17 protein-coding genes and 1 pseudogene are annotated in these 26628 nt (G+C 59.9%); 8 read left to right on the top strand and 10 right to left on the bottom strand.

Going from position 1 to position 26628, the window contains the following annotated elements:
• Position 1: 1 nt before the first annotated feature.
• Both KGB25_RS12320 and KGB25_RS12315 read right to left on the bottom strand, forming a co-directional pair.
• The gene (locus KGB25_RS12320) at positions 2-7363 is read right to left on the bottom strand and encodes a DUF637 domain-containing protein (RefSeq protein WP_223435058.1); all 7362 of its coding nucleotides are present in this window, start codon (positions 7361-7363) and stop codon (positions 2-4) included.
• Positions 7364-7387: 24 nt separating this feature from the next.
• Complete coding sequence (locus tag KGB25_RS12315; protein WP_008044006.1) at positions 7388-9094, bottom strand: ShlB/FhaC/HecB family hemolysin secretion/activation protein; 1707 nt, start codon at positions 9092-9094, stop codon at positions 7388-7390.
• A 292-nt stretch (positions 9095-9386) separates the two neighbouring features.
• On the opposite strand from KGB25_RS12315, the gene KGB25_RS12310 reads away from it, so the two are divergent.
• Entirely contained in the window at positions 9387-9662 is a 276-nt protein-coding gene (locus KGB25_RS12310) for a hypothetical protein (protein WP_008044007.1), read from the top strand.
• Between the two features lie 98 nt (positions 9663-9760).
• On the opposite strand, the gene KGB25_RS12305 is transcribed toward KGB25_RS12310, so the two are convergent.
• The 3 genes from KGB25_RS12305 to KGB25_RS12295 all read right to left on the bottom strand — a co-directional run bounded on the left by KGB25_RS12305 (position 9761) and on the right by KGB25_RS12295 (position 12759).
• Positions 9761-10522 carry an IclR family transcriptional regulator gene (locus KGB25_RS12305; protein WP_008044008.1) on the bottom strand — a complete coding sequence of 254 codons (762 nt, stop codon included), beginning with the start codon at positions 10520-10522 and terminating at the stop codon, positions 9761-9763.
• 87 nt (positions 10523-10609) lie between these two features.
• Entirely contained in the window at positions 10610-11821 is a 1212-nt protein-coding gene (locus tag KGB25_RS12300; RefSeq protein ID WP_223435057.1) for a CaiB/BaiF CoA transferase family protein, read from the bottom strand.
• Complete coding sequence (locus KGB25_RS12295; RefSeq protein ID WP_008044010.1) at positions 11818-12759, bottom strand: hydroxymethylglutaryl-CoA lyase; 942 nt, start codon at positions 12757-12759, stop codon at positions 11818-11820. Before KGB25_RS12295 ends, KGB25_RS12300 begins: the two co-directional genes overlap by 4 nt.
• Positions 12760-13029: 270 nt before the next feature.
• Here KGB25_RS12295 and KGB25_RS12290 point away from each other — a divergent pair, with 270 nt between their 5' ends.
• A complete protein-coding gene (locus KGB25_RS12290) occupies positions 13030-14316 on the top strand; it encodes a CitMHS family transporter (RefSeq protein ID WP_008044013.1) in 1287 nt (428 codons plus the stop codon).
• 160 nt (positions 14317-14476) lie between these two features.
• Here KGB25_RS12290 and KGB25_RS12285 read toward each other — a convergent pair whose 3' ends face one another.
• Positions 14477-15823 carry a DEAD/DEAH box helicase gene (locus tag KGB25_RS12285; protein ID WP_223435056.1) on the bottom strand — a complete coding sequence of 449 codons (1347 nt, stop codon included), beginning with the start codon at positions 15821-15823 and terminating at the stop codon, positions 14477-14479.
• A 193-nt stretch (positions 15824-16016) separates the two neighbouring features.
• On the opposite strand from KGB25_RS12285, the gene KGB25_RS12280 reads away from it, so the two are divergent.
• On the top strand, positions 16017-17315 hold the full coding sequence (locus KGB25_RS12280) for a mechanosensitive ion channel family protein (protein ID WP_223435055.1): 1299 nt from the start codon (positions 16017-16019) through the stop codon (positions 17313-17315).
• Positions 17316-17444: 129 nt separating this feature from the next.
• Here KGB25_RS12280 and KGB25_RS12275 read toward each other — a convergent pair whose 3' ends face one another.
• The gene (locus KGB25_RS12275) at positions 17445-18089 is read right to left on the bottom strand and encodes a hydrolase (protein WP_192225943.1); all 645 of its coding nucleotides are present in this window, start codon (positions 18087-18089) and stop codon (positions 17445-17447) included.
• Positions 18090-18248: 159 nt separating this feature from the next.
• On the opposite strand from KGB25_RS12275, the gene KGB25_RS12270 reads away from it, so the two are divergent.
• Entirely contained in the window at positions 18249-19136 is an 888-nt protein-coding gene (locus KGB25_RS12270; RefSeq protein ID WP_008034284.1) for a LysR family transcriptional regulator, read from the top strand.
• A gap of 103 nt (positions 19137-19239) precedes the next feature.
• Here KGB25_RS12270 and KGB25_RS12265 read toward each other — a convergent pair whose 3' ends face one another.
• The 3 genes from KGB25_RS12265 to KGB25_RS12255 form a co-directional block, all read right to left on the bottom strand.
• On the bottom strand, positions 19240-20106 hold the full coding sequence (locus tag KGB25_RS12265) for a carboxylate/amino acid/amine transporter (protein WP_207286302.1): 867 nt from the start codon (positions 20104-20106) through the stop codon (positions 19240-19242).
• Positions 20107-20438: 332 nt separating this feature from the next.
• Positions 20439-21038, bottom strand: a complete 600-nt coding sequence (locus tag KGB25_RS12260) for an FMN-dependent NADH-azoreductase (protein ID WP_008040941.1) — start codon at positions 21036-21038, stop codon at positions 20439-20441.
• A 245-nt stretch (positions 21039-21283) separates the two neighbouring features.
• The gene (locus KGB25_RS12255; protein ID WP_008034289.1) at positions 21284-21598 is read right to left on the bottom strand and encodes a hypothetical protein; all 315 of its coding nucleotides are present in this window, start codon (positions 21596-21598) and stop codon (positions 21284-21286) included.
• A 49-nt stretch (positions 21599-21647) separates the two neighbouring features.
• Here KGB25_RS12255 and KGB25_RS12250 point away from each other — a divergent pair, with 49 nt between their 5' ends.
• The 4 genes and pseudogenes from KGB25_RS12250 to KGB25_RS12235 all read left to right on the top strand — a co-directional run bounded on the left by KGB25_RS12250 (position 21648) and on the right by KGB25_RS12235 (position 25881).
• Positions 21648-22571 (top strand): LysR family transcriptional regulator, encoded by a 924-nt coding sequence (locus tag KGB25_RS12250; protein ID WP_008034291.1) that lies wholly within the window; start codon positions 21648-21650, stop codon positions 22569-22571.
• 14 nt (positions 22572-22585) lie between these two features.
• Positions 22586-23391: pseudogene (locus KGB25_RS12245) on the top strand (alpha/beta fold hydrolase).
• Positions 23392-23394: 3 nt separating this feature from the next.
• Entirely contained in the window at positions 23395-23958 is a 564-nt protein-coding gene (locus tag KGB25_RS12240; protein ID WP_008040944.1) for a peptidylprolyl isomerase A, read from the top strand.
• Between the two features lie 90 nt (positions 23959-24048).
• Entirely contained in the window at positions 24049-25881 is a 1833-nt protein-coding gene (locus tag KGB25_RS12235) for an ABC transporter ATP-binding protein (protein WP_008040945.1), read from the top strand.
• Positions 25882-26628: the final 747 nt, after the last annotated feature.

Here is a 26628-nt window from a genome sequence, read left to right as displayed (position 1 = left end):
CCTATTTATCGATAAGTTTAATATAGTCGGCCGGGACACAGCCCTTGATCAAGCACTCTCCATCACGCGTGGTGTTCCGCAAGTCTGCCTCTGCCCTCGTCAATGAAGTCTCATTTTTCGTGGACGGGTTGTTCGTGTATTTCTCCCGTGCCGCATCTACCCTTGATTGCAACTCGGCCGCGATTTCACGGCTGCTCAAGAACCTAGTATTTGGCAATACACCGGAATCAATATCCTGCTGCAATCGCGTCACGTCGATTTCGATTTGATGCGTACCGTAGTTCTTAGGATTCGAGGCAGCTCTCGGGTCGGTTACGGAGATGTAGGGAGAGTTTTCAGAACCACCTCCACGCACATGTGTTTGAACGCTGCCGGTCCCCTCTGGGTTAGGAGGAACCAAATCGCCATTCTCATTGATATATGCCTTTGGTTTTCCATTTCCCCCGACCGGTGAAGAAAAGTCATTATCGCTGCGCACTACAGTATCACCTGGGGCTTTTGCATTAACCCATTTCCCACCAATCCACTCAACAGCTTTCCCACCAATATAAGCTGTGGCAAGCCCAGTAGTCGTGTCAAAAACCATACCCCCTAACTGCTGGGCAGAGGCGGTCGCTACTTTATCAAACTCCCTTTCTAGCGCATGCGACGGGATCGGGCTGGTAATCCAGTCCTTAATCCCGAGCGCTATCCCGCCGATACCGCCTGCGATTGAACCAATCGTATCGAAAGGGGATAAAAAGGCATCCCAAGCCGATTTTGCTGTGTCAACCACCCCTCCTGGCCACGCAACAGCTCGGTCCTTGAACCCCGTAAATCCTTCTCTGGCCAGAAACCCAGGCTCCATCGACGGGGGGTAGACGGTTGTAAGTTGTTTTGTGTCAACGCCTGAAAAATAACTAGCCTTGGCTGCATTTATTTCATCGAGCGTCCACCCTTCTTGTAGTCCACGCAGCTGAATCTGGCGCCCAAACTCCTCCATATCACGTTGTCTTTCGGCATCCAATGCTGATATTGCCCGGGTGATGTTGTCCCGACACGCTTGAGCACCAATCCCCGAACCACAAGCTGCTCGAGCTTTATCCGCCGCTGTAACTTCTTTGTGTAGCAGCCAGTTGTACTGCGTGGCGTTCTTCGCAATATCTGATCCCTGTTGGAGATCCCCATCCACCGCCGCGGCGGCAAGGAGCCCGGTTAACTGCGACATCATTACGTGCAACTGGTCGTTGCCATCCGCAAGACTGACCAGTTGATTCGTCAGCGCTTCATTAAGCCCCGCCGCTGCCGCGCCGGTGGCAAAATCACCGCCAGTAGCCTTCGATAGCAAGCCCCCCATCAACGCATGCGCTACGGTTTTCTCAAGACTGCCCTCGGGAAACTTGATGGTATCGCCGATCCAGTTAAACCCAGTCGCCATGGCCACATTCCCGGCCTCTCCCACCAGCGCCGCACCAAGGTTGTCGCCAAAGTTGCCGCCACCAATAGCGGTTGAGATGCTGCTGGAGATCACCGCCCGGCCAGCTACCCGTGTCGCAATGTCGGTGAAATTGGTGCTGGTAAGAATGTTTGCGGACTTTGTACCTTCCGCCGCCCCGGCGAACCAATTGGTGTCCGCATAATCGAGCATGCCCGCAGTGAACCCAGCAATTGCGGCACTTTTCAGGCTGTCAGCACTAAACGTTTCCTTGAACGCAGCGCCCAAGTTGCCTTTATTGCTGATGGTGCTGGTGACCGCAGTGGTCGCCAGACTGGTGGCAAATACGCCCCCGGCACCACCGCCCACCAGACCTAGGCCCGCCGGGCCCATGATGAAAGACATCAGGATCGCGATGGCGATTTTCGCGCCGGCACCCAGCCCGGAACTGTCATATTTGAAGCTCTCGTGAATCTCCTTCACCTGGCGCCAGTTGATGTCACCACGCGCTTCCGCCTGCTTCATCCAGGCAAGATTCGGGTCGGCTTCGACCATCGCGTCGATGGTCTGGCTGACGCTTTGCTGATCGACTTGTTTGATGTCGATGCTGATCTGGCCAGCAGCCTTGATGACCAGTCGGCCCTGGGCCACCAGTTCGCTCTGACGCAGGGTTTCATCGGTGCGACCGCTGCCTTTGGTTTCGAACCAGGCCAGGTCGCTGTCACTCTTGGAGTGGTTCTCGTCGTGAAGATCTTTCACCCCTTCAAAAAGAATCGAGCCACCGCTGTCGATAACGATGTCCTTGCCGCTGTCGAGCTTGGCGACCTGATACAACTGGTCCCCACCGCTCTCCAGCGTCAGGTTCCCTCCGCTGGTGATGTGACTGCCGACATATTTCACATCCGTCACTTCATCACGTTTGGTTTTCTTCGCCCCAAACGCGCCTTTGGCCGTCATGTCATACAGCGTGTAATCCCTGTTTTCCGCGGCGAGCACGTTGAGGTTGTTGCCGGCGTAAACGTAGGCCTCGTCGCCTGCTGTCAGGTTACTGGCCAGCAGCGTTACATCCCCTGCGGCTTTGACCGACAAATTCCCCCCCGCACTAAACTCACTGGCTACCTGACGAGTCTGGTCATCGACCTCATGAACCTTTTTGTTGCCCTTCTTGTAGCGGCTCTCAAGGTTGTGTTCGTCCTCGGCCGAGATCAGGTTGATGTCGCCGTCGGCGCTGGCGTTCAGGTCCTTTCCAGCACTGGCCTTGCTGGCGACGGCGTTGAGGTCACGACCGGCGTGCAGGGTCAGGTTGCCCGCGGCGGTTACGCTGGAGCCCAACTGGGTGAGGGTTTCTTCGGTGCGCATGCCGCGACGCAGGGCGTCGCGGGTGACGGTGCGGTCTTCCACTGCGAGCAGGTTGATGTCGTTGCCGGCGGTCAACGTGGCATCGCCGCCGCTGCTGATCCGGCCTTTGCTGGTCAGGTTGTTCGCCGCGTTGATCGTCAGTTTTGAACCGGCGCTGATGCTGCCGCCGGCATCGAGTTGCGTGGCGCTGCCGGCGCCGATGTTGAATGCCGTGGCGGTGCGGTCGTTGACGATGTCGCCTTTGAGGCTGGTGAGGTTGACCTTGTCGGCGCGGATTTCCCCGGCCATGGCGTTGCGGATGCTGTCTTGCGCCAGCAGGGTCAGGTTGGCGTTGGCCTGTGCCAGGCCGCCCTGCAAGATGCTGCCGCCGCTCAAGGCGCTGAGGTCTTCACTGGCGCGCAATGTCCCGACGTTTTTCAGATCGCCGCCGGTGATTATCTCTACGTTGCGCCCTTGAATCAGGCTGCCGCCGCGCAGATTGCGCGAGTCGACTTTGGCCAGGTACAGCACCGGCACCAGCACGGTTTCGCCGTTGATGACCCGTTCTTCCATCCAGACGATGTCGTGGGTCAGGGCGGCCACCTGCTGCGAGGTCAGCATGACGCCGACGCTCAGGTTCAGGGCGTTTTTGCTGCTGATGGCGTTGTCCATCAGGTACTGGAATTGCTCGTAGTCGCTGCTCAGGCCGTCGGCGAGGAAGCGCTGGCCGGTCTGGGCGCGCACGGCGTCGGCAATCAGTCGGGTTTCGTAGCGGCCGTCGCCCAGTCGGCGCGCGGCCTGGTCGGGGTCGTAGCCCAGCTTGCCGATCAAATAGTCCGAGCTCATGAACTTCGAGAGGTCGACGAGCGAGGGGTTGGTTTCGATCAGGTATTTGTTGGCCGGGTTGCGGCTTTGGGTGAACAGGCCGTAACTGCCTTGAGGCAGGCGGAAACTCGGGAGCGAGGTCGGGTCGATGCCGACGAAGGCTGCGCCGGTAAAATCGACCGGGACAAAGCTGACTTTTACGCTGCCGTCGACAGCGACGGTTTCAATGCGTTTGACGTCCTTCAACGGGCCCGGGCTGCCCACCGGGCTGGCGAGGATTATTTGCTGGCCACCGGCGCCAAAGGCCTGGCTGTCGAGGGTGGCGCCGATGAGTTGGGCGTTCCCCTGGTTGGTGAGGCTGCCGTTGACCAGCTCACCGCTGACGTTCAGTTTCAGCGCGCCACCGGCCTGCACGGTGCCGACATGGGTCGTGTTGTTGCCGGGCATGATGGTGTTGGTGATGTTCTCGATCGGGTATTTCGTCACCTCGATCGGAATCGGCGCCTGATTGGCGAGTGGCTGCCCGGCGTAGTTGGCGTTCCAGGCGTTGGTCGCGGCCTCGGTGACCCGGTAGGCACTCTTGCTGACGCCGTCGAGGAAGTAGTTGATGTTCTCTTCGCGATTGTCGAGGGTGAAGCCACGGTTATAAAAATTGCTGGCCGTGATGGTCGTGTGGCGGTTGGCGGCCAGCAGGCTCTGGCCGTTGGTGACGGTGACCGCGTCTAGCAGCAGGTCCTGGTTAGCCAGCAGTCGCGACGCCGGGGAGTCCTTGAGAATGCTGCCTTCGTAAAGGGTGCGGACGATGTAATAGCCGGAGTGAGTACCGCCGCTGCAATCGGTGCAGTTGATCACGATGCGGCGGCTGGCGATGCTTTGGGTGGCTTCGAATTCGGCCTTTTCGTTGGTCAGCTCGCGCACCTTGATGTCGATGTCACTGCCGCTTTCGATGCTGCCGGAACGGTTGATCAACTGGCTGGCCTTGCCGCCATCACGGGCCGCGAAGCTGAGTTTTCCTTTGCTGTAGAAGTCGGCGTAGCGGTTGAACAGGCTGTCGGCGCGCAAGGTCATGTCGGCGCCGCTGAAGATCAGGCTGTCCGCCCGGTTGTTGATGTCTCGGGTAGCGCTGAGGGTGAGTAGCTGCTGCGCGCCAAGGGTGCCGCCGTTGTCGATGCGGTCGGCGACGACGCTCAGATTGGCGCTGGAGGTCAACCGGCCGAGGTTGTCGAGCGTGCCGCTCAGGACCAGTTCGCCGTTGCCGGCACTGGCGATTCGGCCGTCGTTCTGGGTCACGTTGACCGCTTTGATTTTCAACGCCTGCTGGGTCGAAATCAGCCCTTGGTTCGTCAGGTTGCCGGACAGCTTGAGGGTGAGGTCGCCGTCGCTGAGCAACTCGCCGGCATTGCTCAGGCTGACCGCATCCAGGCTCAGGCTGCTGGCGCTGGCGATGCGATCACCGGCTTGCAGGGCGATGCTTTGCAGGCCGCTGATATCCAGCGCACCGTTGACATGCCAAAGGCCGATACCGTCGACGTTAGTGATGTTCCAGTCGCCACTGCCGAGACCGACCAAGCGGCCCTGGGCGCTGAACAGGCGGGCGGAGTTCACGCTGAACTGACCGGTGGCCGCGTGTTCGATCTGCCCGGCGCCGTTGCGCAAGGTGCTGGCCTGCAGGACGAAGTTATCGCTGCCGATGGCGATGTGTCCGCCACGGTTATCCAGTTCGTTTTGCAGGGCGATTCGACTCAAATCACCGAAGTGCGCAAGCAGTCGGCCCCCGGCACTGTTGTCCAGGCTCTGTCCATCGAGCTGCAACTTCTGGCTGGCTTCGATCAAGCCGCCCTGGTTGATCAGACGATCCACCGTCAATTGCAGGTTGCCTGCCAGGCTGACAAGGCTGCCGCCACTGTTATCGACGTCACCCGCGGTCAGGCTGACGCTGCTCGCGCTGAGGGTGCCCGACTGGTTGTCCAGACGGCCCTGACCCAGATCGAGTTCAGCGTGGCTGCCACCGGCGGTGATGTTGCCTTGTTGGTTCTGTAGCCCTTTGGCTTTCAGTTTCAAGCCGTCGCTGCCCGCGAGCAGTTGGCCGCTGTCACGGTTATCAACGGCGGTTTTGGCGTCGACCTCCAGACGGTTGCCAAGCACTTGCCCGGCGCGGTTGTCCAGATTGCCTGACGTGGTGGTCACCGCCACTTTTTTCCCGACTACGACACCTGCGCGGTTGTCGACGCTGCCGGCCTTTAGTGCAACATCACCGTCGGTGGCTTGCAGCCGTCCCTGCTGGTTGTTGACGGCTTGATCCACCGTCACGGTCAGCGCGCCGCTGTCCGCCACGACGCGGCCCTGCTGACTGTTGTCGAGGTGGGTGGCGGTAACGGTGACCGCCTTGCCGAGCATCGCACCGTTCTGGTTGATGACCGTTGCACCGCTGACCACCAGATCAGTCTTCGCCTGAAGGGTACCTTCGGTGTTGTCGAGCCGTTCGCCGACCGTCACTTTGGCGAGCGCCGCGTTCGCGCTCATCAGCCCCTTGCGATTATCGAAGTCTTTTTCGACGTTGGCGGTGAGCTTGCGCGCAGCAATGACCTGGCCCGCGTTGCGCAGGTTTTTGGCGTCGATCCGCACGTCGCCCGTCAGGTTGTGGGTGTTGTCGGCATTGATCCCGGCTTCGATGATGCCGAGGTTGGTCAGTTGGCCGTTACTGGCCAGCATCACGTTGCCGCCTGCAGCGATGCTCTTCTGATTGAACAGGTCTTCACTGGCCGTGACGTTCAGGTTGCCGCCGGCGTACAGCGGGCCATCCGCTTGCACACTTTGCGCCTTGACCGTGAGCGCGCCGCTGGCGCCGGTGGTCGCCAGTGTCAGCTTGCCATTGACGTCGAGGTTGAGATCACCGGCACTGGTCGCCATCTCCCCGCCGAGTTTGACGCCCACGCCCTGCTCGGTGCCCACCAGTTTGATCGCACCGGCGTACATGCCGCCGAGCGCGCTGCTGTCGATTGCCAGCATTGGCGCTGTGGAACCATCCGGCGCCAGGGCCTTGGCCGACAGGCTGGTGGCGTCAACGTTGTTGCGCCCGGTAATGACGTTGAGTTTTTTCGCGTAGAGGTTGGCGTTGATCGTCGCCGAGCGGGTGATGAGGTCGAACTGATCGATGTTGCTCGCGTTGAGCCCGGCACCTTCGATGGCAATGCTGCCTTGATCGACCTGGAAGTGATCGACGCGACCCGCGCCATCAAGCACCGGTTTGCCGGTGGTCAAGGTCACGCGCGGGGTGTTGATGAAGCCGCAGCCGTTGCAGGTGATGCCATAGGGGTTGGCGACAATGACGTGTGCCGACTGCCCCGCCACTTCGGTGTAACCGCGCAACTGGCTGGGGCTGCCGCCGATGACTTCGTTGAGGATCGTCTGCGCCGAACCGCTGTTTTTCAGGTTCGGGTTACCGATGATGATGCCGCCCATTTGCGTGAGCGAAGTCTGCGCCGAGCCGTTGTTGAGAATCAGCCCTTGGGCGCTGACGTTGTAATCATGGAACTGGTTATGCGACAGACCGCTGCCATTGGGCGTGGCGATGTTGACGATTTGCATGCCGTTGCCGGCATTGTCCAGCGTAGTGCCCGGTGTAGCGACCACAATGCCGTCGGCCTGCGCCCACAGCGGTTGCCAGAACATGACGTTGGCCAGCAGGAACGCCAATCCGCGCTTGGGCATACCCCAGAAGTGCTCGCGGGTTTTCACCACGGCAGAAGACTGGCGAGCGAGGAAAGCGTACTGGCGAACGTCCATGTGGAAGGTCTCGATGCAGCGAAATTAAAGGAAGAAATCCACGCGGAAATAGATCGGCGCTTCACGCTCGGTCAGGGTGTCCGGGCGTTCCAGGGAGTGGGCGAAGGTCACGCTGGCGGCGACATGCTGACCGCGTGCAAACAGCTCCACCGAGTTGCTGGACATGCGCCCGTGCTGATCGTCATTGAAACGATTGCCGCGGATCACGCCCTGGTCGTAACCGAGGCTAGTGCCGTATTCAGCGAACACCGGGCGCAGCCATTCGGCGCTCACTGGACGGGTCCAGCGCAGATCGTTGCGCCAGTAACCGCCACTGTCGCCCGACAAGGATTGGTCCTTGTAGCCACGAATCGACGATTGCCCGCCGAGGCTGGTGCGTTGCGGACTGAACAACACGTCTTCACTGCGCTGGCCGGTCATCAGGCTGGTGAAACTGAACGACTCGCCCCACACCTTGAACGGTTGCAGGTAGGACGCGACGGCCATGTATTTGCGGTAACGCGCATCCGGCTCGCCGGGGGCGGGATGGTCATTGCCCTGAGCATCGAGTGCGCCGATGCCTTCCTGCATACCCAGGTCGAGGTTGACGAACGCGCTGCCGACGCGCCGACCGTGATTGATGCCGAACTGCGACTCGGTAATCCGGTTGCTGCTGAACTTGAGCTTGCTGTCTTCAATGAAGTTGTTGGTGCGCAAATAAGAGAGGCCGGCGCTGAGTGAGGTCTTGCTCATGGCATCGCGGTGGATCACCCGCTCGGCCCGCAGCTGATGGTTTTCGGTGTCGCCGGTCAGCTTGAAGGGGTAATCGTTGGCGACAAGCTGCGTGCGGTACTCGTTCTGGGTGTAGGTGTAACTGAAGTCCCACCAGCCCCACGGCAGGCTGTAATACAGCGTTGCGTTGTTGGATGTGTGCTGGTGATCGGTCATCACATCGCCACCGCCGCGCAGCATCAACTGATCGGCCAGCCCCAGCGGACTGTCCCAGTCCAGCGTCGTGCGCCACTGCTGCTCGCCGGTGCTGCGCTGACCGTCGTTGCTGCGCGACAACCCGACGCGCCAAGGCTTTTGCGGTGTGTTCTTGACCAGGATTTCGCTGCCGCCGACGTTCTGGCCCGGGGTCAATTCCATCTGCGCCTGATTCGACGGCAAGCGGTTGAGCTGATCAACCATCTGTTCAATTTCACGCAGATTGACCAATCCGCCACTCTGGCCCGGAAAAGCCATGGCCAGTTCGCGGTCCGAGAGTTGGCTGCCCTGCGCACCTTTCAGACCTTCAAGCCGCCCTTCAACGACCAAGACTTTTAAATGCCCACCGGACAAGTCCTGCTGCGGCAAGTAAGCGCGGCTGGTCACCAGGCCTTTTTCGATGTAGCGAGTGGTGATGACCTTGAGCAATTCGTTGAGCTGAGAGACGCCCAGGCATTGGCCGATGTAGGGCTTGAGCAAGCGTTCGCGTTCACCGGCAGAAAGGCTGTCGGTGCCTTTGAGTTCGATGTCCTGGATAGGGAAGCAACGGCTGTCGGCAGGTGCCGAGGGCTGGACCGGTTTCACTTCCTTGCCGGGCAACTCTTTAAGCTCTTCGAGGCGCCGACGCTGCTCTTCGAGCAGACGATCCTGGCGTTCACGGATGAGGTCGGTTTCACCGGGAGTGGGCGCGGCATGAGCGAGATTCAGTGGAGAAAGGCACAGCAAAGCCAGGCACAACCTCGCCACGAGGGCGGGCAGAGACATGTTCGATCCCTCGAATTAGGGCGTAATAGCAAAATAGTGGCGCGATGTTAGATGGCCACTATCCTGACGTCAATTATTCATCCTGCCAGGAAACGCAAACCGATGAGCGCTATCGCCTGAAACAGACCAATCCGGGAAACGGCAGGAAACCTCTGAACGCATGCTGGAAGAAAAACCAAGGGCAACAGGACGATTCCCAGGCGCTGTTTCCACCGTGTGCAGCAAGCGGAACTTTAAGGTCCCGAGTGGCCTCAACCGATTAACCGCCCAAAACGGAACCGAGGCCCATTCCATGAAAACCTTGCTGAAACTCACCCTCGCCGCCACCCTCGCTTGCGCCCTCCCCGCCTGGGCTTGCACACCCGAGGAGGCCACCGCCAAACGCGAACAACTGGCCAAGGAAGTGGCCAAGCTCACCGAGCAGAATCCGAAGAAGGCCAAGGAGATCAACGATGAATTGCAGAAAATGGATTTGGGCACGGCCAGCGCGGATCTGCCGGACAAGTGCCAGTTGATCGATCAGCGTCTGAGGGAGTTGGAAACAGCAGATAAAAAAGCTGAAAGCTGACCTTGTAGGAGCCAGCTTGCTGGCGATTCGGTTGACCAGATACACCGAGTCGCCAAGGATCGCCGGCAAGCTGGCTCCTACAAGGGTTTGTGCAATGCTTAAGTGATGCGCTCAGCCGCCTTGAGCAATTCGCGATTGTCCCCGCCTAACGCGACGGTCGCCCTGGCCGCTGCGTCGAGCAACAAGCCGCACGCCGTGGCAACTTTCTCCTGGCTGAATCGCTCCGCCGGGCCGGACAAGGTCAACGCACCGGTCAATTCATACGCGGCATTGAATACAGGCACCGACACCGAAGCCGTCTCCGGATCCCGTTCCCCAAAGGAACTTGCCCAGAATTGCTCGCGAATCGCACCGAGGGTCGGCTCGGATAGCGCGCCGAAGGCTCGCAGGACTTTGCCCGACGCCCCGGCATTCAGTGGGAATCGGGCACCTTCATGCAGGGAAACCCTGACTGCGCGCTTCGGCTCGACGCGAAACAACACCACGCGGCTGTCGTTTTCCCGTACGTAAAAAGAGGAGGTTTCGCCGCTCGTGTCGGACAAGGATTCCAGCAGCGGGTAGATCACGTCCCGCAGGCGGAACGAGGTCTGGTAGACCTGCGCCAACCGCAGCGGTTCGGGGCCGACGGCGTATTGACCATCGCCGAGGCGGCGGATGAAACCGGCCCGTTCCAGCGAACTCATCAAACGCAGGATGGTGCTTTTATACAGGCCGGTGCGCCGGGCGATTTCCGCCAGTGGCAGGCTGTTGCTGCCGACGTCGAACGCCGCGAGGATCGCAAAGGCGCGATCCACGGCCGCCACGCCGCCTTCGGCAGCGGGCGTGGAAGGTTCGTCTTCCGATGGGGTTTGTTTGCTCATGTTCGCTCGTGACAAAACTTCAGGACGGCGCCAGCACCGGGCTGCGCAGCGGCTACCTTAACCGTTGAGCGAACGGGCGACCACCCTTCACCCCTCGGACTTGATCACGCCAGCGCGATGCAGTGCGCTGATATCGCTACCCGAATAACCCAACTCCGCCAGCAACTCATCGCTATGGCTGCCCAACTCAGGCACATTCAAGCGCGTACCAAAGCGCTGGCCGTCCATTTCAAACGGCAGCATCGGTACCTTGACCGATTGACCGTCAGGCAACGTCACCTCAGCCATGCCACCCGACTCGTTCAGGTGTTTGTCGTCGAACAGGTCCTGAGGTCGCTGGATCGGTGAAAACGGCAGACCGGCCTTTTCACACAGCGCCATCACCTGTTCCTTGCTCATGCCCGCCAGGCATTCGCGGACTTGCGGCAGGATCACCTTGCGCGCGGCGACTCGCTGGTTGTTGCCGGCCAACTGCGGATCACTGCCGAAGGCATCGAAGCCGAACACCTCACAAAAACTTTTCCACTGACTGTCGCTGACCACGCCGAGGAAGACCTGCTCTTCACCGGCGCAACTGAACACGTCATAAATCGCCCACGCCGAAACCCGACTCGGCATCGGTGCCGCCGGTGTACCGGTGACCACGTTTTGCATCATGTGCTGGGCCACCAGGAACGCCGAATTCTCGAACAGGCCGGTCTGCACGAACTGCCCCTGAGCGCCTTGGTTACGCTGCAACAGCGCCGCCAGAATCGAAATCGCGCTGAACATCCCGCCCATGACATCGTTGACCGACGCCCCGGCGCGCAAAGGCTGGCCGACCGGGCCGGTCATGTAGGCCAACCCCGTCATCATCTGCACCACTTCGTCCAGCGCCGTACGATGTTCGTAGGGGCCTGGCAGGAAACCTTTCATGGAGCTGTAAATAATGTCCGGCTTGATGGCTTTCACGTCGGCGTAACCCAGGCCGAGTTTTTCCATGGTGCCGGGGCGAAAGTTCTCGGTGACCACATCGGCGGTGGCAATCAGCTTTTTGATCGCAGCAATGCCTTCGGCGGATTTCAGGTCGACGGCGAAGCTTTTCTTGTTGCGGTTGTAGGTGGTCCAGTACCCCGCGCCGGAGCCCATCAAGCGCCGGGTGTTGTCGCCCGCAGGAACAGGTTCGACCTTGATCACCTCGGCCCCGAGGTCAGCCAGCACCAGGCCGCAGGTCGGTCCCATGACCATGTGGACAAACTCGATGACCCGAATGCCGGCCAGCGGCAGAGGCTTTTGTTGTTGGCTGGGGCTCATGTTCATAGCGCCTTCTGTGCATAGTGAAAATTCTTGCCGACCCCGGCGTCCGGGATGAAGCCGTACAGCGCTTCTCCCGGCAGGCCCTGGCGCAACCATTCGCGGGCCTGCACCAGCCGATCGATGTCGATGCCAGTGCGCAGGCCCATGGATTCGAGCAGGTACACCAGGTCCTCGGTGACGATGTTGCCGGACGCGCCGGGCGCATAAGGGCACCCGCCGATGCCGCCCTGAGACGCGTCGATGGTGGTCACGCCGACGTCCAGCGCCGCGAGCACATTGGCCAGGCCCTGGCCGCGGGTGTTGTGGAAATGGGCACTGCCGGCAATGCCCGGCAATTCCTGGCGCAGCCGGGTGAACAAGCGCCGTACTTGTGTCGGGTTGGCGTAACCGACGGTGTCGGCCAGCCCCACTTCGTTGACGCCCAGCTCGGCCATGATCAGGGCCATGCGCACGGTGTCATCGTCTGGTACTTCGCCCTGGATCGTGCAGCCAAACACCGTCGACAAACCGGCCTCGATTTCGACGTGCGGGTACTGCTCGTTGCGCAAGGCAACGACGTTGCGCACCTCCTGATAAACCTCGGCGTGGGTTTTGCGGATGTTGGCCAGGGAATGGGGTTCGCTCACCGAAATCGGCATCGTGATTTTCTGCACGCCCGCCTTGAATGCCGCTTCGGCGCCCTTGAGGTTGGGCACCAGCGCGGTCACGAACAGGTTGGGCAAGGTCCGCGCAAAAGCCACCACTGCAGCGGTATCAGCCATCTGCGGCAGCAGCTTCGGCGACACGAAGGAACCCACTTCGATCTCTCGTAGCCCGGCGCTCGCCAACGCGGCGATCCATTTCAGTTTCAGTTCGGTCGGCATGGTCGCCGCGACGCTTTGCAACCCGTCACGGGGTCCGACTTCGCTGACCAGAATATCGATTTCGTTCGAATGACCCATCACCAGCCCTCCTGAGACGCCACGAAAGCCCTTGTTTCAGGGCACTTCGATAAACGTTCTACCTGACAGAATATTGTTCTATTTTTAGTATCTGCCGGGTTTCGGTGGCTTGTCAACGAATGGACAAAAACTTGACAGCTTAAAAATTTGGTCGGAAAGTTGTTCCACCAAAAGGAATGATGTTCTGTCTAGCAGAACAATATCAATGACAAAGCGTTGCTTTCGCCCGCCGTCATACCCGGACAAAACCTATAAAAAACGAGGGAAATCATGCTGACCCTACTCAGCTATTCGATGATCACGTGCTTCATGTACCTGGTCATGAGCAAACGCCTGTCGCCGCTGGTTGCGCTGTTGCTGGTCCCGGTCGCCTTTGCCTGCCTGGCCGGCTACACCACGACACTGGGGCCGATGATGTTCGATGGCCTGAAAATGCTGGCCCCGACCGGGGTGATGCTGACCTTTGCGATCCTGTATTTCTGCATGATGACCGACGCCGGATTGTTCAACCCGCTGGTCAAACTGATCCTCAAAGCAGTGAAAGGCGATCCGCAGAAAATCGTGCTGGGCACGGCGATTCTCGGAATTTGCGTCGGCCTCGACGGCGATGGCGCCACCACTTACATCATCACCTGCGCGGCGCTGCTACCGTTGTATCGCCGCACCGGCGTGCGCCTGCAAGTCATGGCCACGGTGCTGTTGCTGGCCATTGGCGTGATGAACATTCTGCCGTGGGCCGGGCCGTTTTCCCGGGCGGCCAGCGCCATGAAAGTCGACATTACCGAGCTGTTCGTGGCGATGCTGCCATTGATGGCCATTGGACTTGTGTGGGTGATTTTTGTGGCGCTGTACCTCGGACGGCTGGAACGACGCCGCTTGGGCGTGGTGCAACTCGACGCCAATGAAGGGCTGGAGCACTTCACCGAATTTCGCTTGAACGACTGGCGCTTTCTGTTCAATGCCGCGCTGACCATCGCCCTGATCGCGATGATGATGCTCGCGGTGATGCCACCTGCGGTGTTGTTCATGCTCGCGTTCGGTATCGGCCTGGTGGTGAATTTCCCCAACCTCAAAGAGCAGAAAGCGGTGATCGCGCGCCACGCCGATAACGTCATGGCGGTGACCTTGCTGATCTTCGCGGCTGGGATTTTCGTCGGCATCATGGGCGGCACCGGCATGACCAAGGCCATTTCCGAAAGCCTGATCCATGTCATCCCGCAATGGGCCGGCAGTTCGATGTCGATCATCACCGCGTTCATCAGCATGCCGTTCACCTACGTGCTGACCAACGATGCGTTCTACTTTGGCGTGCTGCCGATCCTCGCCGAAACCGCCAGCCACTACGGCATCAGCGGCAAGGAGATGGCAATCGCCGGGTTGATCGGCCAACCGGTGCATTTACTCAGTCCGCTGGTGGCGTCCACGTATCTGCTGTGTGGGTTGCTGGATCTGGACTACGGCGATAACCAGCGCATGACGTTGAAATGGACGATCGGCACGGTGGGGGTGATGTTGTTGGCGGCGCTGGCGTTGGGGTCGATTTCCGTCATCCGGTAATCGTTCTGTAGGAGCCAGCTTGCTGGCGATGGCTGCACCGCGGTGTATCGGTTAGATCGCATCGCCGGCAAGCCGGCTCCTACAGGGGGTGCGTGCAATTTGCGGGCGAAAAAAAAAACCGGACCTGGGTCCGGTTTTTTTATGGGATCGCTACGGCGCTTTATTCAGCAGCCGGGGCTTGCGGCTTGCGGCGCTTGAGCGGGGCCATGCCGTCCTTGCTGACCAGCGACAGGGCGTCGGTCTTCGGGCGGTTGGCGATTTTGCGCTTGGTCGGTGCCTTGGCGCCGGTTTTCTTCTTCTCGCCCTTGGCGTCGACCTTTTTCTTCTTCACGCCAACCGCTTTGCCCGAGGCCTTGACCTTTTTCGGTCCGCCGTAGGTGCCTTTGACTTCCTTGATGGTGCGGCGCTCGAAGCTCTGCTTGAGGTAGCGCTCGATGCTCGACATCAGGTTCCAGTCGCCGTGGCAGATCAGCGAGATGGCCAGGCCATCGTTGCCGGCACGACCGGTGCGACCGATGCGGTGAACGTATTCGTCGCCGCTGCGCGGCATGTCGAAGTTGATCACCAGGTCCAGGCCGTCAACGTCCAGGCCGCGAGCGGCAACGTCGGTGGCCACGAGGATTTTCACGCCGCCTTGCTTCAGGCGATCGATCGCCAGCTTGCGGTCTTTCTGGTCCTTGTCACCGTGCAGCACGAACGCTTTGTATTCCTGCGCCACCAGGCGGCCGTAGATACGGTCGGCCATGGCCCGGGTGTTGGTGAACACGATGGCCTTCTGATAGGTCTCGTTGGCCAGCAGCCAGTTCACGATCTGCTCTTTGTGCTGGTTGTGGTCAGCGGTGATGATCTGCTGACGAGTGGTCGCATTCAGGTCGCTGACGTTGTTCAGCTGCAGGTGTTCCGGGTTGTTCAGAACCTTGGCAACCATCTCGCGCAGGCCCGAACCGCCAGTGGTGGCGGAGAACAGCATGGTCTGCTGGCGATTGGTGCACTCGTCCACCAGACGCTGCACGTCTTCGGCAAAGCCCATGTCGAGCATGCGGTCGGCTTCGTCGAGCACCAGCACTTCGACTTCTTTCAGGTCGAGGTTGCCGGCGTTCAGTTGCTCGATCATCCGGCCCGGCGTACCGATCAGGATGTCCGGCACCTTGCGCAGCATGGCGGCCTGGACCTTGAAGTCTTCACCGCCGGTGATCAGGCCGGACTTGATGAAGGTGAATTGCGCAAAGCGCTCGACTTCCTTGATGGTCTGCTGGGCCAGCTCGCGAGTCGGCAGCAGGATCAGGGTCTTGATGCTGACGCGGATTTTCGCCGGGCCGATCAGACGGTTGAGGATCGGCAAAACGAAAGCAGCGGTTTTGCCGCTACCGGTTTGCGCTGTCACCCGCAGGTCACGCCCTTGGAGCGCCAGCGGAATAGCCGCTGCTTGCACAGGCGTTGGCTCGACAAATTTAAGCTCGGCCACGGCTTTGAGCAGGCGTTCGTGCAGGGCGAATTGGGAAAACACGGGTGCTACCTCGAAGAAATACAAAAAAACAGCTGCATAGGGTAACGGTTTCGAGCGCGAAGGCCGAGTTTCTTTATGCAATCGACCGTAAACAGTGGCTTTTTTGTTGCCTCTTTTGTCCTTAAACGTCATGCAAAGCGTCTTAAATGCTCTAATCGGTCCGACACGGACAATAGAAGAAACGGTTTTACCCATGGATATCAAACAGCTCTGGCTCAACGTCCAAGACATCTGGGGTGCTCTCGATCAGCATCCGCTCCTGCATTCCGGCCTCGGGCTGCTTCTGTTGCTGGTGGTGGCGCTGACCCTCGGACGAGTGGCGCGTTACCTGATCCTGCACACGACCAAAATGCTCGGCCGCCAACCGGCCTTGCACTGGGTCAACGACTTTCGCCAGAACAAAGTGTTTCATCGCCTGGCGCAGATGACGCCGTCGCTGGTGATCCAGTTCGGCCTGCACCTGGTGCCGGAGCTGGGCAAAACCAGCCTGATTTTCCTCGGCAACGTCGCACTGGCCTTCACCATTCTGTTCCTGGTGCTGGCGATCAGCGCCCTGCTCAATGCGTTGCTGGACATCTACGCCCGCACCGAACACGCCCGCACCCGCTCGATCAAAGGCTACGTGCAACTGGCGAAAATGGTGTTGTACGTATTTGGCGCGATCATCATCGTCGCCACGTTGATCGACCGTTCGCCGCTGTTGCTGCTGTCGGGTCTGGGCGCCATGTCGGCGGTGATTCTGCTGGTCTACAAGGACACATTGTTGTCGTTTGTCGCCAGCGTGCAGTTGACCAGCAACGACATGCTGCGGGTCGGCGACTGGATCGAGATGCCGCAAGTCGGCGCCGATGGCGATGTGGTGGACATCACGCTGCACACGGTCAAGGTGCAGAACTTCGACAAGACCATCGTTTCGATTCCGACCTGGCGCCTGATGTCCGAGTCGTTCAAGAACTGGCGCGGCATGCAGCAGTCCGGTGGACGACGGATCAAGCGCAGCCTGTTCATCGACGCCAGCGGCGTGCGATTCATCCGTGATGACGAAGAGCAAAAGCTGTCCCAGGTGCATCTGCTGACCGACTACATCAGCCGCAAACAGGCTGAACTCAAGGCCTGGAACGAGGCTCAGGGCAACGTCGCGGCAATGTCGGCCAACCGTCGGCGGATGACCAACATCGGGACCTTCCGCGCCTACGCGCTGGCGTATTTGAAAAGCCATCCGGAGGTCCAGCCGAACATGACCTGCATGGTGCGGCAGATGCAGACCACAGCGCAGGGGATTCCGCTGGAAATCTACTGCTTCACCCGCACTACGGCGTGGGCGGATTACGAACGGATTCAGGGGGATATTTTCGATTATCTGCTGGCGGTGCTGCCGGAGTTTGGCTTGAGCCTTTATCAGCAGCCGAGTGGCGGGGATCTGCGGGCCGGGTTGCTCCCGGCGATGCTAGGCGCAAGCCACATCCCCGAACCCGAAAAACACATCATGTAAACACCGCCTCTGTAGGAGCGAGCGATGCGGCGGTCCGACTTGCCCGCGAAGGCGGTGTGTCAGTCAACATTAATGTCGACAGACACACCGCCTTCGCGGGCAAGCCTCGCTCCTACAGGGGTAGTGGTGTCAGTTGATTTTTCGCTGCGGTGCCTTGTGCACCATGGTGTAGGCGTAATCCACACCCATGCCATACGCGCCGCTGTGTTCCAGCACCAGTTCCATTACCGCCTCGTAAGTGTCTTTGTGTGCCCAGTCACGCTGGTATTCCAGCAGCACTTGTTGCCAGGTGACCGGCACCGCGCCTGCCTGAATCATCCGCTGCACTGACATGTCGTGAGCTTCTTTGGTGGTGCCGCCAGACGCGTCGGTCACGATGTACACCTCGTAGCCTTCAGCCAGGGCTTCCAGCGCCGGGAAGGTCAGGCAGACTTCAGTCCAGAGCGCAGCAATGATCAGCTTCTTGCGGCCGGTGGCTTTCACCGCGTCAACCAGCGCCTTGTCTTCCCAGGAGTTCATCGAGGTGCGCTCGATCGGCTTCTGCTCTGGGTGAACAGCCAGCAACTCCGGCCAGATAAAACCGCTGAAGCTTTCGGTTTCCACCGAGGTGTAGATCGTCGGCACGTTGAAGATCTTGGCGGCCTTGGCCAGGCCGACGGTGTTGTTTTTCAGGGTCTGACGGTCGATCGACTGCACGCCGAAAGCCATTTGCGGCTGGTGGTCAATCAGGATCAGAGCGGAGTTGGTTGGGTTGAGCAGTTCACGAATAGACATGGCGCGTTCCTTTTGATGTCGATAATTCAAATCAGTAATGGGTTAGTCGACGCGGCTTCCAGAGGCTTTGTCGTCGGCTTGGATGTCACTTTAGGGGCTAGCAAGGAAAGGGACAATTACCTAAAATAGAGAATCATTGATTCTAAAATAGGGACAATCATGGATCGCATCGAATGCATGCGCGCGTTCGTCGTCACGGTCGGCGAGAACGGCTTTGCCGCCGCTGCACGGGCAATGGATGTGCCGCGATCAAAAGTCAGTAAACAGATTCAGGCGCTGGAAGAAGCCATCGGCGTGCAACTGTTGCAACGCACCACGCGCAGCCTGCACCTGACCGAGGCAGGCGCGGAGTATTTCGACGCGGCGCGGGAAGTACTGGCCTCGCTGGACGAGGCCGAACAGCGTGCCCGTAACGGCATCGGCGAGTTACGCGGGGTGCTGCGGGTCAATGCGCCGATGTCCTTCGGGTTGCGCCGGCTGGGGCCGCTGATTCCGCTGTTTCATGAACAACACCCGAACATAGAGCTGCAACTGGTGCTCAGCGATCAGCAGGTTGACCCGGTGCGCGGTGGTTTCGACGTGACCATCCGCATCGCCAGCATGCCGGACTCGACGATGATTGCCCGGCAACTGGCGCCGGCCCCGCGAATCATGGTCGCCTCACCTGCGTATCTCGAACGCGCAGGCACTCCGCAGACGCCGCAGGATCTGCGCGCCCATCAATGTTTGAACTATGGGTATTTGCAAAGTGGCGTGAGTTTGCAGCTGTGTAACGGCAAGGAAACCCAACGGGTCAACGTCACGGGCCCGCTGCACGCCAACAATGGCGACTTGCTTGCCCAAGCCGCCGAGGCCGGCATGGGCATCGCGCTGTTGCCCAATTTCATCGTCGAGGATGCGCTGGCGGCTGGCCGGTTGGTGCCGGTGATGTGTGAATGGCAGGCGCCTGCGATCACGATTAACGCGGTCTATCCATCGGCACGCCGGGTACCGCAGAAGACCCGGACGTTCATCGAGTTTCTGGTGGCGCAACTGGCAGAGAAATAACACGTCCCTTGTAGGAGCCGGCTTGCCGGCGATGGCGGTGTCATATGCAACATTGATGTCAGCTGATACACCGCTATCGCCGGCAAGCCGGCTCCTACAGGAGTCAGGTGATTGCCAAGGACTTTCGTATGCCCAACCGGCTGATCCACACCGCCATCAAAATCACCGATCCGCCAAAGAACAACCGCCCCAGCTCTTCATGCTGATTCCAGATCAGCAGATTGATCAGCAACCCCACCGGCACATGCAGATTGTTCATCACCGCCAGCGTCCCGCCATTCACCAGGCACGCGCCCTTGTTCCACCAGTACAACCCCAGCGCGGTCGAGACCAGGCCGAGGAACACCAGCACGCCCCATTGCAGCGGTGCTTCGGGCAGGAAGTTCTGTTTGCCAAACAACAGAAACGCCGGCAACGCCACCGCCAGAGCGCCGAGATAGAAATAACCGAAGCGCCGGTAATGCGGCAGATCGCTTGGATGACGCGCCACCAGGTGCTTATAAAGCACCTGCCCGGCGGCGTAGGTGAAGTTGGCCAGTTGCAGCAGCAGGAACCCCATGAAGAAATCCGGGTTGATCCGGTCGTAGCGAATCACCGCCGCGCCGAGCACCGCCACCAGCGCCGCGACCAGGGCCCAAGGATTGAAGCGTCGGTTCAGCGCGTCTTCGATCAGCGTCACATGCAGCGGTGTGAGGATGGTGAACAGCAACACTTCCGGCACCGTCAGCACCCGGAAGCTCAGGTACAGGCAGACGTAAGTCACGCCGAACTGCAACGCACCGATCAGCAGCATGCCGCGCATGAACGCAGGCTCCACCGAGCGCCAGCGCGTCAACGGAATAAACACCAGCCCCGCCAGCAGCACGCGCACCAGCACCGCGAAGTAACTGTCGACATGTCCGGCCAGGTATTCGCCGATCAGACTGAAGGAAAACGCCTGGATCAGCGTGACAAAAAGTAGATAGCCCATGCTCGCCTCGTTTTGAATGGCGGCGACGATAGCGGGTTTTGCCGGCGATCGCGAGACACGCAGGCCCCTGTAGGAGCCGGCTTGCCGGCGATAGCGGTGTATCAGCAGACATCAATGTTGCATATGACACCGCCATCGCCGGCAAGCCGGCTCCTACAGTGGTACGCGTACCCATCAAATCGCAGGCAAAAAAAAGCCCGATCTCGCTAAAGCGTTCAATCGGGCTACAGCACTCAGGAGCAACAAGTGCAAAGGGAGGTCGATGCGCGTACAGGCTTGAAGGGTTGCGCCAGGTCACTAGACCATCCAGCGATTATCTGGCGATTAAAGCCTCAGGCCACTTGGGAAAGCTTGGCGTTGGCCTGGTTCAGGCCCTTCTCCTGGAAGTCACCGCCCAGGTTCATGCCTTCGGCGTGGATGAAGGTCACATCGTGGATTCCGATGAAACCCATCACCTGACGCAGGTACGGTTCCTGATGATCCGCAGTGCTACCGGCGTAGATCCCGCCGCGAGCGGTCAGCACGTAAGCGCGTTTGCCGCTGAGCAGGCCTTGCGGGCCGGTGTCGGTGTATTTGAAGGTCACACCGGCTCGCAGCACGTGGTCGAGCCAGGCTTTCAGCGTGCTGGGGATCGCGAAGTTGTACATCGGTGCGGCCATGACCAATACGTCGGCGGCCAGCAATTCATCGGTCAACTGATTGGAGCGCTCCAGGGAAGCCTGTTCGCTGTCGTTGCGCTGTTCGGCGGGTTTCATCCAGCCGCCCAGCAGGTTGATGTCCAGATGCGGCACCGGATTGACAGCCAGGTCACGGACGGTGATCTGGTCGTTCGGGTGAGCGGTTTTCCACTGGTTGATGAAGGTCTGGGTCAGTTGACGCGAAACCGAGTCTTGCTGACGGGCGCTGCTTTCGATGATCAGAACGCGGGACATGGGATGTAGCCTCCATCTGAGAATGCTGTAAGTCGATGGAGTGAAGGTTAAACAGAGTCATATCGATGAAAAAGCGCAAATAACTGCTATAACCCATCAATAAATTCGTTTATAAGCTGAGCATGACCTGTAGGAGCGAGCGGTGCGGCGATCCGACTTGCCCGCGAAGGGGCCGTGTCATTCAACATTGATGTCGACTGATACATCGCCTTCGCGGGCAAGCCTCGCTCCTACAGGGTCTCATGTTATTTCGGGGTGCAGGTCAGGTTGATGCGCATCTTGATGATGGTCCGGTTGAACTTGGCAGTGGCATTTTTGTGCTTGCCGGCAGCCACTTCGATATTGCGGGTGCGCGGCGCTTCCGGACCGTTATTGAAAACCACCTTACAGACTGCATCGGTGCTGCCGAAGTTGTTGACCTGAATGGAGGCGATGTCGGTATCCGTGTCATACGCGTTGTAGTCGATGTCCATGCCGTTCAGCTGTTTTTGTACGTCGATCGGGTAGGCAAACGCAGTCAACGGCAACATCGCCAGCACCACACAACAGAATTTTTTCATTCGGCAGTCTCCAATAAGGACCGCCAGCTTAGGACAAGAGGAGCTCAAGATGAAAGCGCCCCGCGTGACCCTTGATCAATGGCGAACGTTACAGGCCGTGGTCGACCACGGCGGTTTCGCCCAGGCCGCCGAAGCGCTGCATCGCTCGCAATCGTCGGTCAGCTACACCGTGGCGCGCATGCAGGATCAACTCGGCGTGCCATTGCTGCGCATCGACGGCCGCAAGGCCGTGCTGACCGAGGCCGGCGGCGTCTTGCTGCGTCGCTCGCGGCAACTGGTGAAACAGGCCAGCCAACTGGAAGACCTGGCGCATCACATGGAACAAGGCTGGGAAGCGGAAGTGCGTTTGGTGGTCGACGCCGCCTACCCCAGCGCCCGCCTCGTCCGCGCCTTGACCGCGTTCATGCCGCAAAGCCGTGGCTGCCGCGTGCGCCTGCGCGAAGAAGTATTGTCGGGCGTGGAGGAAGTCCTGCTCGAAGGCGTGGCCGACCTGGCGATCACCGGGTTCAGTATTCCCGGCTATCTGGGCGCGGAGTTGAGCGACGTCGAATTCGTCGCTGTCGCCCACCCCGAGCACGCCCTGCATCGATTGAACCGTGAGCTGAATTTCCAGGACCTGGAAAGCCAGATGCAGGTGGTGATCCGCGACTCCGGCCGTCAACAGCCACGCGACGTCGGCTGGCTCGGCGCCGAACAGCGCTGGACCGTCGGCAGCCTGGCCACCGCCGCGACATTTGTCAGCAGCGGCCTGGGATTTGCCTGGTTGCCGCGGCACATGATCGAACGCGAACTGAAGGAAGGTACGCTCAAGCTGCTACCGTTGGATCAGGGCGGTAGCCGGAACCCGAGTTTCTACCTGTATTCAAACAAGGAAAAACCCTTGGGCCCGGCCACGCAAATCCTCATCGAACTGCTGCGCACCTTCGACACCGCGCCGCTGGATGCGCCCTTCGCTGCCCCAGAACAAGCCTGACACGGAGTGATCGCATGGCCTATTTCGAACACGAAGGTTGCAACCTGCACTATGAGGAATATGGCCACGGCACGCCGTTGCTGCTGGTTCACGGGCTCGGTTCCAGCACCCTGGACTGGGAAAAACAGATCCCGGCATTGGCGACCCGCTACCGGGTGATCGTCCCGGATGTGCGCGGCCACGGTCGCTCCGACAAACCCCGCGAGCGCTACAGCATCGCCGGGTTCAGCGCCGACCTGATCGCCCTGATCGAACATCTGAACCTCAGCCCGACACATTACGTGGGACTGTCGATGGGCGGCATGATCGGCTTCCAACTGGCGGTGGATCAGCCGCAATTGCTCAAGAGCCTGTGCATCGTCAACAGCGCGCCCGAGGTCAAATTGCGCAGCCGCGACGATTACTGGCAATGGTTCAAGCGCTGGAGCCTGATGCGTGCGCTTAGCCTGGGCACCATCGGCAAGGCCCTTGGTGGCAAACTGTTCCCCAAGCCGGAACAGGCCGAATTGCGTCAAAAGATGGCCGAACGCTGGGCAAAAAACGACAAACATGCTTATCTCGCCAGCTTCGACGCGATTGTTGGTTGGGGGGTTCAGGAACGACTTTCCAGAGTGTCCTGTCCAACCCTCATTGTCAGCGCCGACCGGGACTACACGCCGGTAGCGTTGAAAGAGAACTATGTAAAACTGCTGCCCGATGCGCGGCTGGTGGTGATCGCCGATTCGCGTCACGCCACCCCGCTGGATCAACCCGAACGCTTCAACCAAACCCTGCTCGAGTTTCTCACCGCAGTCGACACCACCACACTCAGGATCACTGACCCATGCTGAAAAAAATCGCCCTCGTCGCTGGCACCGTTCTGTTTGCCGCCAACCTGATGGCCGCTACGCCCGCCAAGGCCCCACACGTTCTGCTGGAAACCACCAACGGCCAGATCGAAATCGAACTGGACCCGGTCAAGGCGCCGATCAGTACCAAGAACTTCCTTGAGTACGTCGACAGCGGCTTCTACAACAACACGATTTTCCACCGTGTGATCCCGGGCTTCATGGCCCAGGGCGGCGGTTTCACTGCGCAGATGGCGCAAAAAGACACCAAGGCACCGATCAAGAACGAAGCCAGCAACGGCCTGCATAACGTGCGCGGCACCTTGTCGATGGCGCGTACGTCGAACCCGGACTCGGCCACCAGCCAGTTCTTCATCAACGTCGCCGACAATGCGTTCCTCGACCCGGGTCGCGACGCCGGTTACGCGGTGTTCGCCAAAGTGGTCAAGGGCATGGACGTGGTGGACATCATCGTCAACTCCCAGACCACCACCAAACAAGGCATGCAGAACGTGCCTATCGACCCGGTGCTGATCAAGTCGGCCAAACGTATCGACTAAGATCCACAGGCACAGGGATGTTGAGCGGCCGCCGGTATTCGGCGCCGCTCATAGTGTTTAAAGGAGAGCCCGCACGCGGGCGGAGAACCGATGCTTTATCGCCGTTTTGAACAATTGATTGACGTGTTCCGTGACGCCCCGACGGCGGCTCCGCCCGACCGTGTTTTCCCCTTCTATACCTATTACCTGAAGCAGGTCTGGCCGAGTTTCGCCGCCCTGCTGACCGTCGGCCTGTTCGGTGCATTGATCGAAGTGGCGCTGTTCAGCTACCTGAGCCGCATCATCGACCTGGCCCAAGGCACGCCGAACGTCAATTTCTTCAAGGAACACGGCATCGAACTGGCCTGGATGGCCGTCGTGGCGCTGATCCTGCGCCCGGTGTTCGTGGGTCTGCATGACTTGCTGGTGCACCAGACCCTGAGCCCGAGCATGACCAGCATGATCCGCTGGCAGAACCACAGCTACGTGCTCAAACAGAGCCTGAATTTCTTCCAGAACGACTTCGCCGGGCGCATCGCCCAACGCATCATGCAGACCGGCAACTCGCTGCGCGATTCCGCCGTGCAAGCGGTGGACGCGCTGTGGCATGTGCTGATCTACGCGATCAGTTCGCTGGTGCTGTTCGCCGAGGCCGACTGGCGCCTGATGATCCCGTTGTTGACCTGGATCGCTGCCTACATCGGCGCCCTCTACTACTTCGTGCCACGGGTGAAAGAGCGCTCCGTGGTGTCTTCGGATGCGCGTTCCAAGCTCATGGGCCGGATCGTCGACGGCTACACCAACATCACCACGCTGAAGCTGTTCGCCCACACCAACTTCGAGCAGCAATACGCCAAGGAAGCCATCGAAGAACAGACGGTCAAAGCCCAACTGGCTGGCCGCGTGGTCACCAGCATGGACGTAGTCATCACCAGCATGAACGGCTTGCTGATCGTCAGCACCACGGGCCTGGCGCTGTGGCTGTGGTCGCAGTCGCTGATCACGGTGGGCGCCATTGCGCTGGCCACCGGCCTGGTGATCCGGATCGTCAACATGTCCGGCTGGATCATGTGGGTGGTGACCGGCATTTTCGAAAACATCGGCATGGTTCAGGACGGTTTGCAGACCATTTCGCAACCGGTCAGCGTCACTGATCACGCAGAGGCCAAACCGCTGACCGTCGCCCGGGGCGAAGTGCGCTTCGAGCACGTGGATTTTCACTACGGCAAGAAGAGCGGGATCATTGGCGACCTCAACCTGACGATCAAACCCGGTGAAAAAATCGGCTTGATCGGCCCTTCCGGCGCCGGTAAATCGACCCTGGTCAACCTGCTGCTGCGCCTCTATGACGTGCAGGGCGGGCGGATCCTGATCGACGGCCAGAACATCGCCGAGGTCGGCCAGGAAAGCCTGCGCGAGCGCATCGGCATGATCACCCAGGACACGTCGCTGCTGCACCGTTCGATCCGCGACAATTTGCTCTATGGCAAACCGGACGCCACCGATGCCGAGCTCTGGGAAGCGGTGCACAAGGCCCGGGCCGACGAGTTTATCCCGTTGCTCTCGGACGCCGAGGGGCGCACCGGTTTCGATGCGCATGTCGGTGAGCGTGGGGTGAAACTCTCCGGTGGTCAGCGTCAGCGGATCGCCATCGCTCGCGTGCTGCTCAAGGACGCGCCGATTCTGATCATGGACGAAGCGACTTCGGCGCTGGATTCGGAAGTCGAAGCGGCGATTCAGGAAAGCCTGGAAACCCTGATGCAGGGTAAAACCGTGATTGCCATTGCTCACCGGCTCTCGACCATCGCCCGGATGGACCGGCTGGTGGTGCTTGAGAAAGGCAAGATTGCCGAGACGGGGACCCATGCTGAGTTGCTGGCGCATGGCGGGTTGTATGCGCGGTTGTGGCAGCATCAGACTGGGGGGTTTGTTGGGATCGATTGATTGGGGATTGGGGTTGGGGGCATATCCGTTGCTGCGGTAACGGCTTCTATTGGTTTCGCCCTTACGGCGAGTCACTTTGGAAAAGCCCCAAAGTAACCAAAGCGCTCTTGCCCCTTTCGTTCGGTGCCTCGCTAATGCTCGGCATGCCCTCGCTCCGGTCCTGCTCCGTGGGCACGCCGCCATCGGCCATCCATGGCCGGGGGCGGCTAACCCGGCATCCATGCCGGGTTGCCCACTGCGCAGAACCTCCACTCGGCCTCTCGAGGGGGCGCTCAGATCAAAAGCTGAAGGCGAGCTAACGCTCGGCCTGATGAGTGGTGAAAATCAAAAGCGTACGTGCCCCCTGTAGGAGCCGGCTTGCCGGCGATGGCGGTGGGTCAGTCGACGTATTTATTGCCTGAAAGGACGCGATCGCCAGCAAGCTGGCTCCTACAGGGGAAATGCATATGTGTCTGGAGAAATACGATCCCCTGTAGGAGCCGGCTTGCTGGCGATAGCGGTGGATCAGTCGACGCATCTATCGCCTGAAAGGACGCCATCGCCAGCAAGCCGGCTCCTACAGGGGAGCGGTGTTCATGTTCGGAATGAGTGAGCGCAGCAGAGAAGAAGAATGCGGACAGCTGAGAGCCAGGTCGGCTTTCAGGCCGCCTCGGCGGCTGTGGCGGTAGTCGCCCCCTCGAGAGGCCGAGTGGAGGTTCTGCGCAGTGGGCAACCCGGCATGGATGCCGGGTTAGCCGCCCCCGGCCA

It is taken from the genome of Pseudomonas sp. BF-RE-21, assembly GCF_019947305.1.
Lineage (GTDB): Bacteria > Pseudomonadota > Gammaproteobacteria > Pseudomonadales > Pseudomonadaceae > Aquipseudomonas > Aquipseudomonas migulae.
Note: the sequence above shows the minus strand (reverse complement) of the source record. Positions and strands in the feature narration are given on the sequence as shown.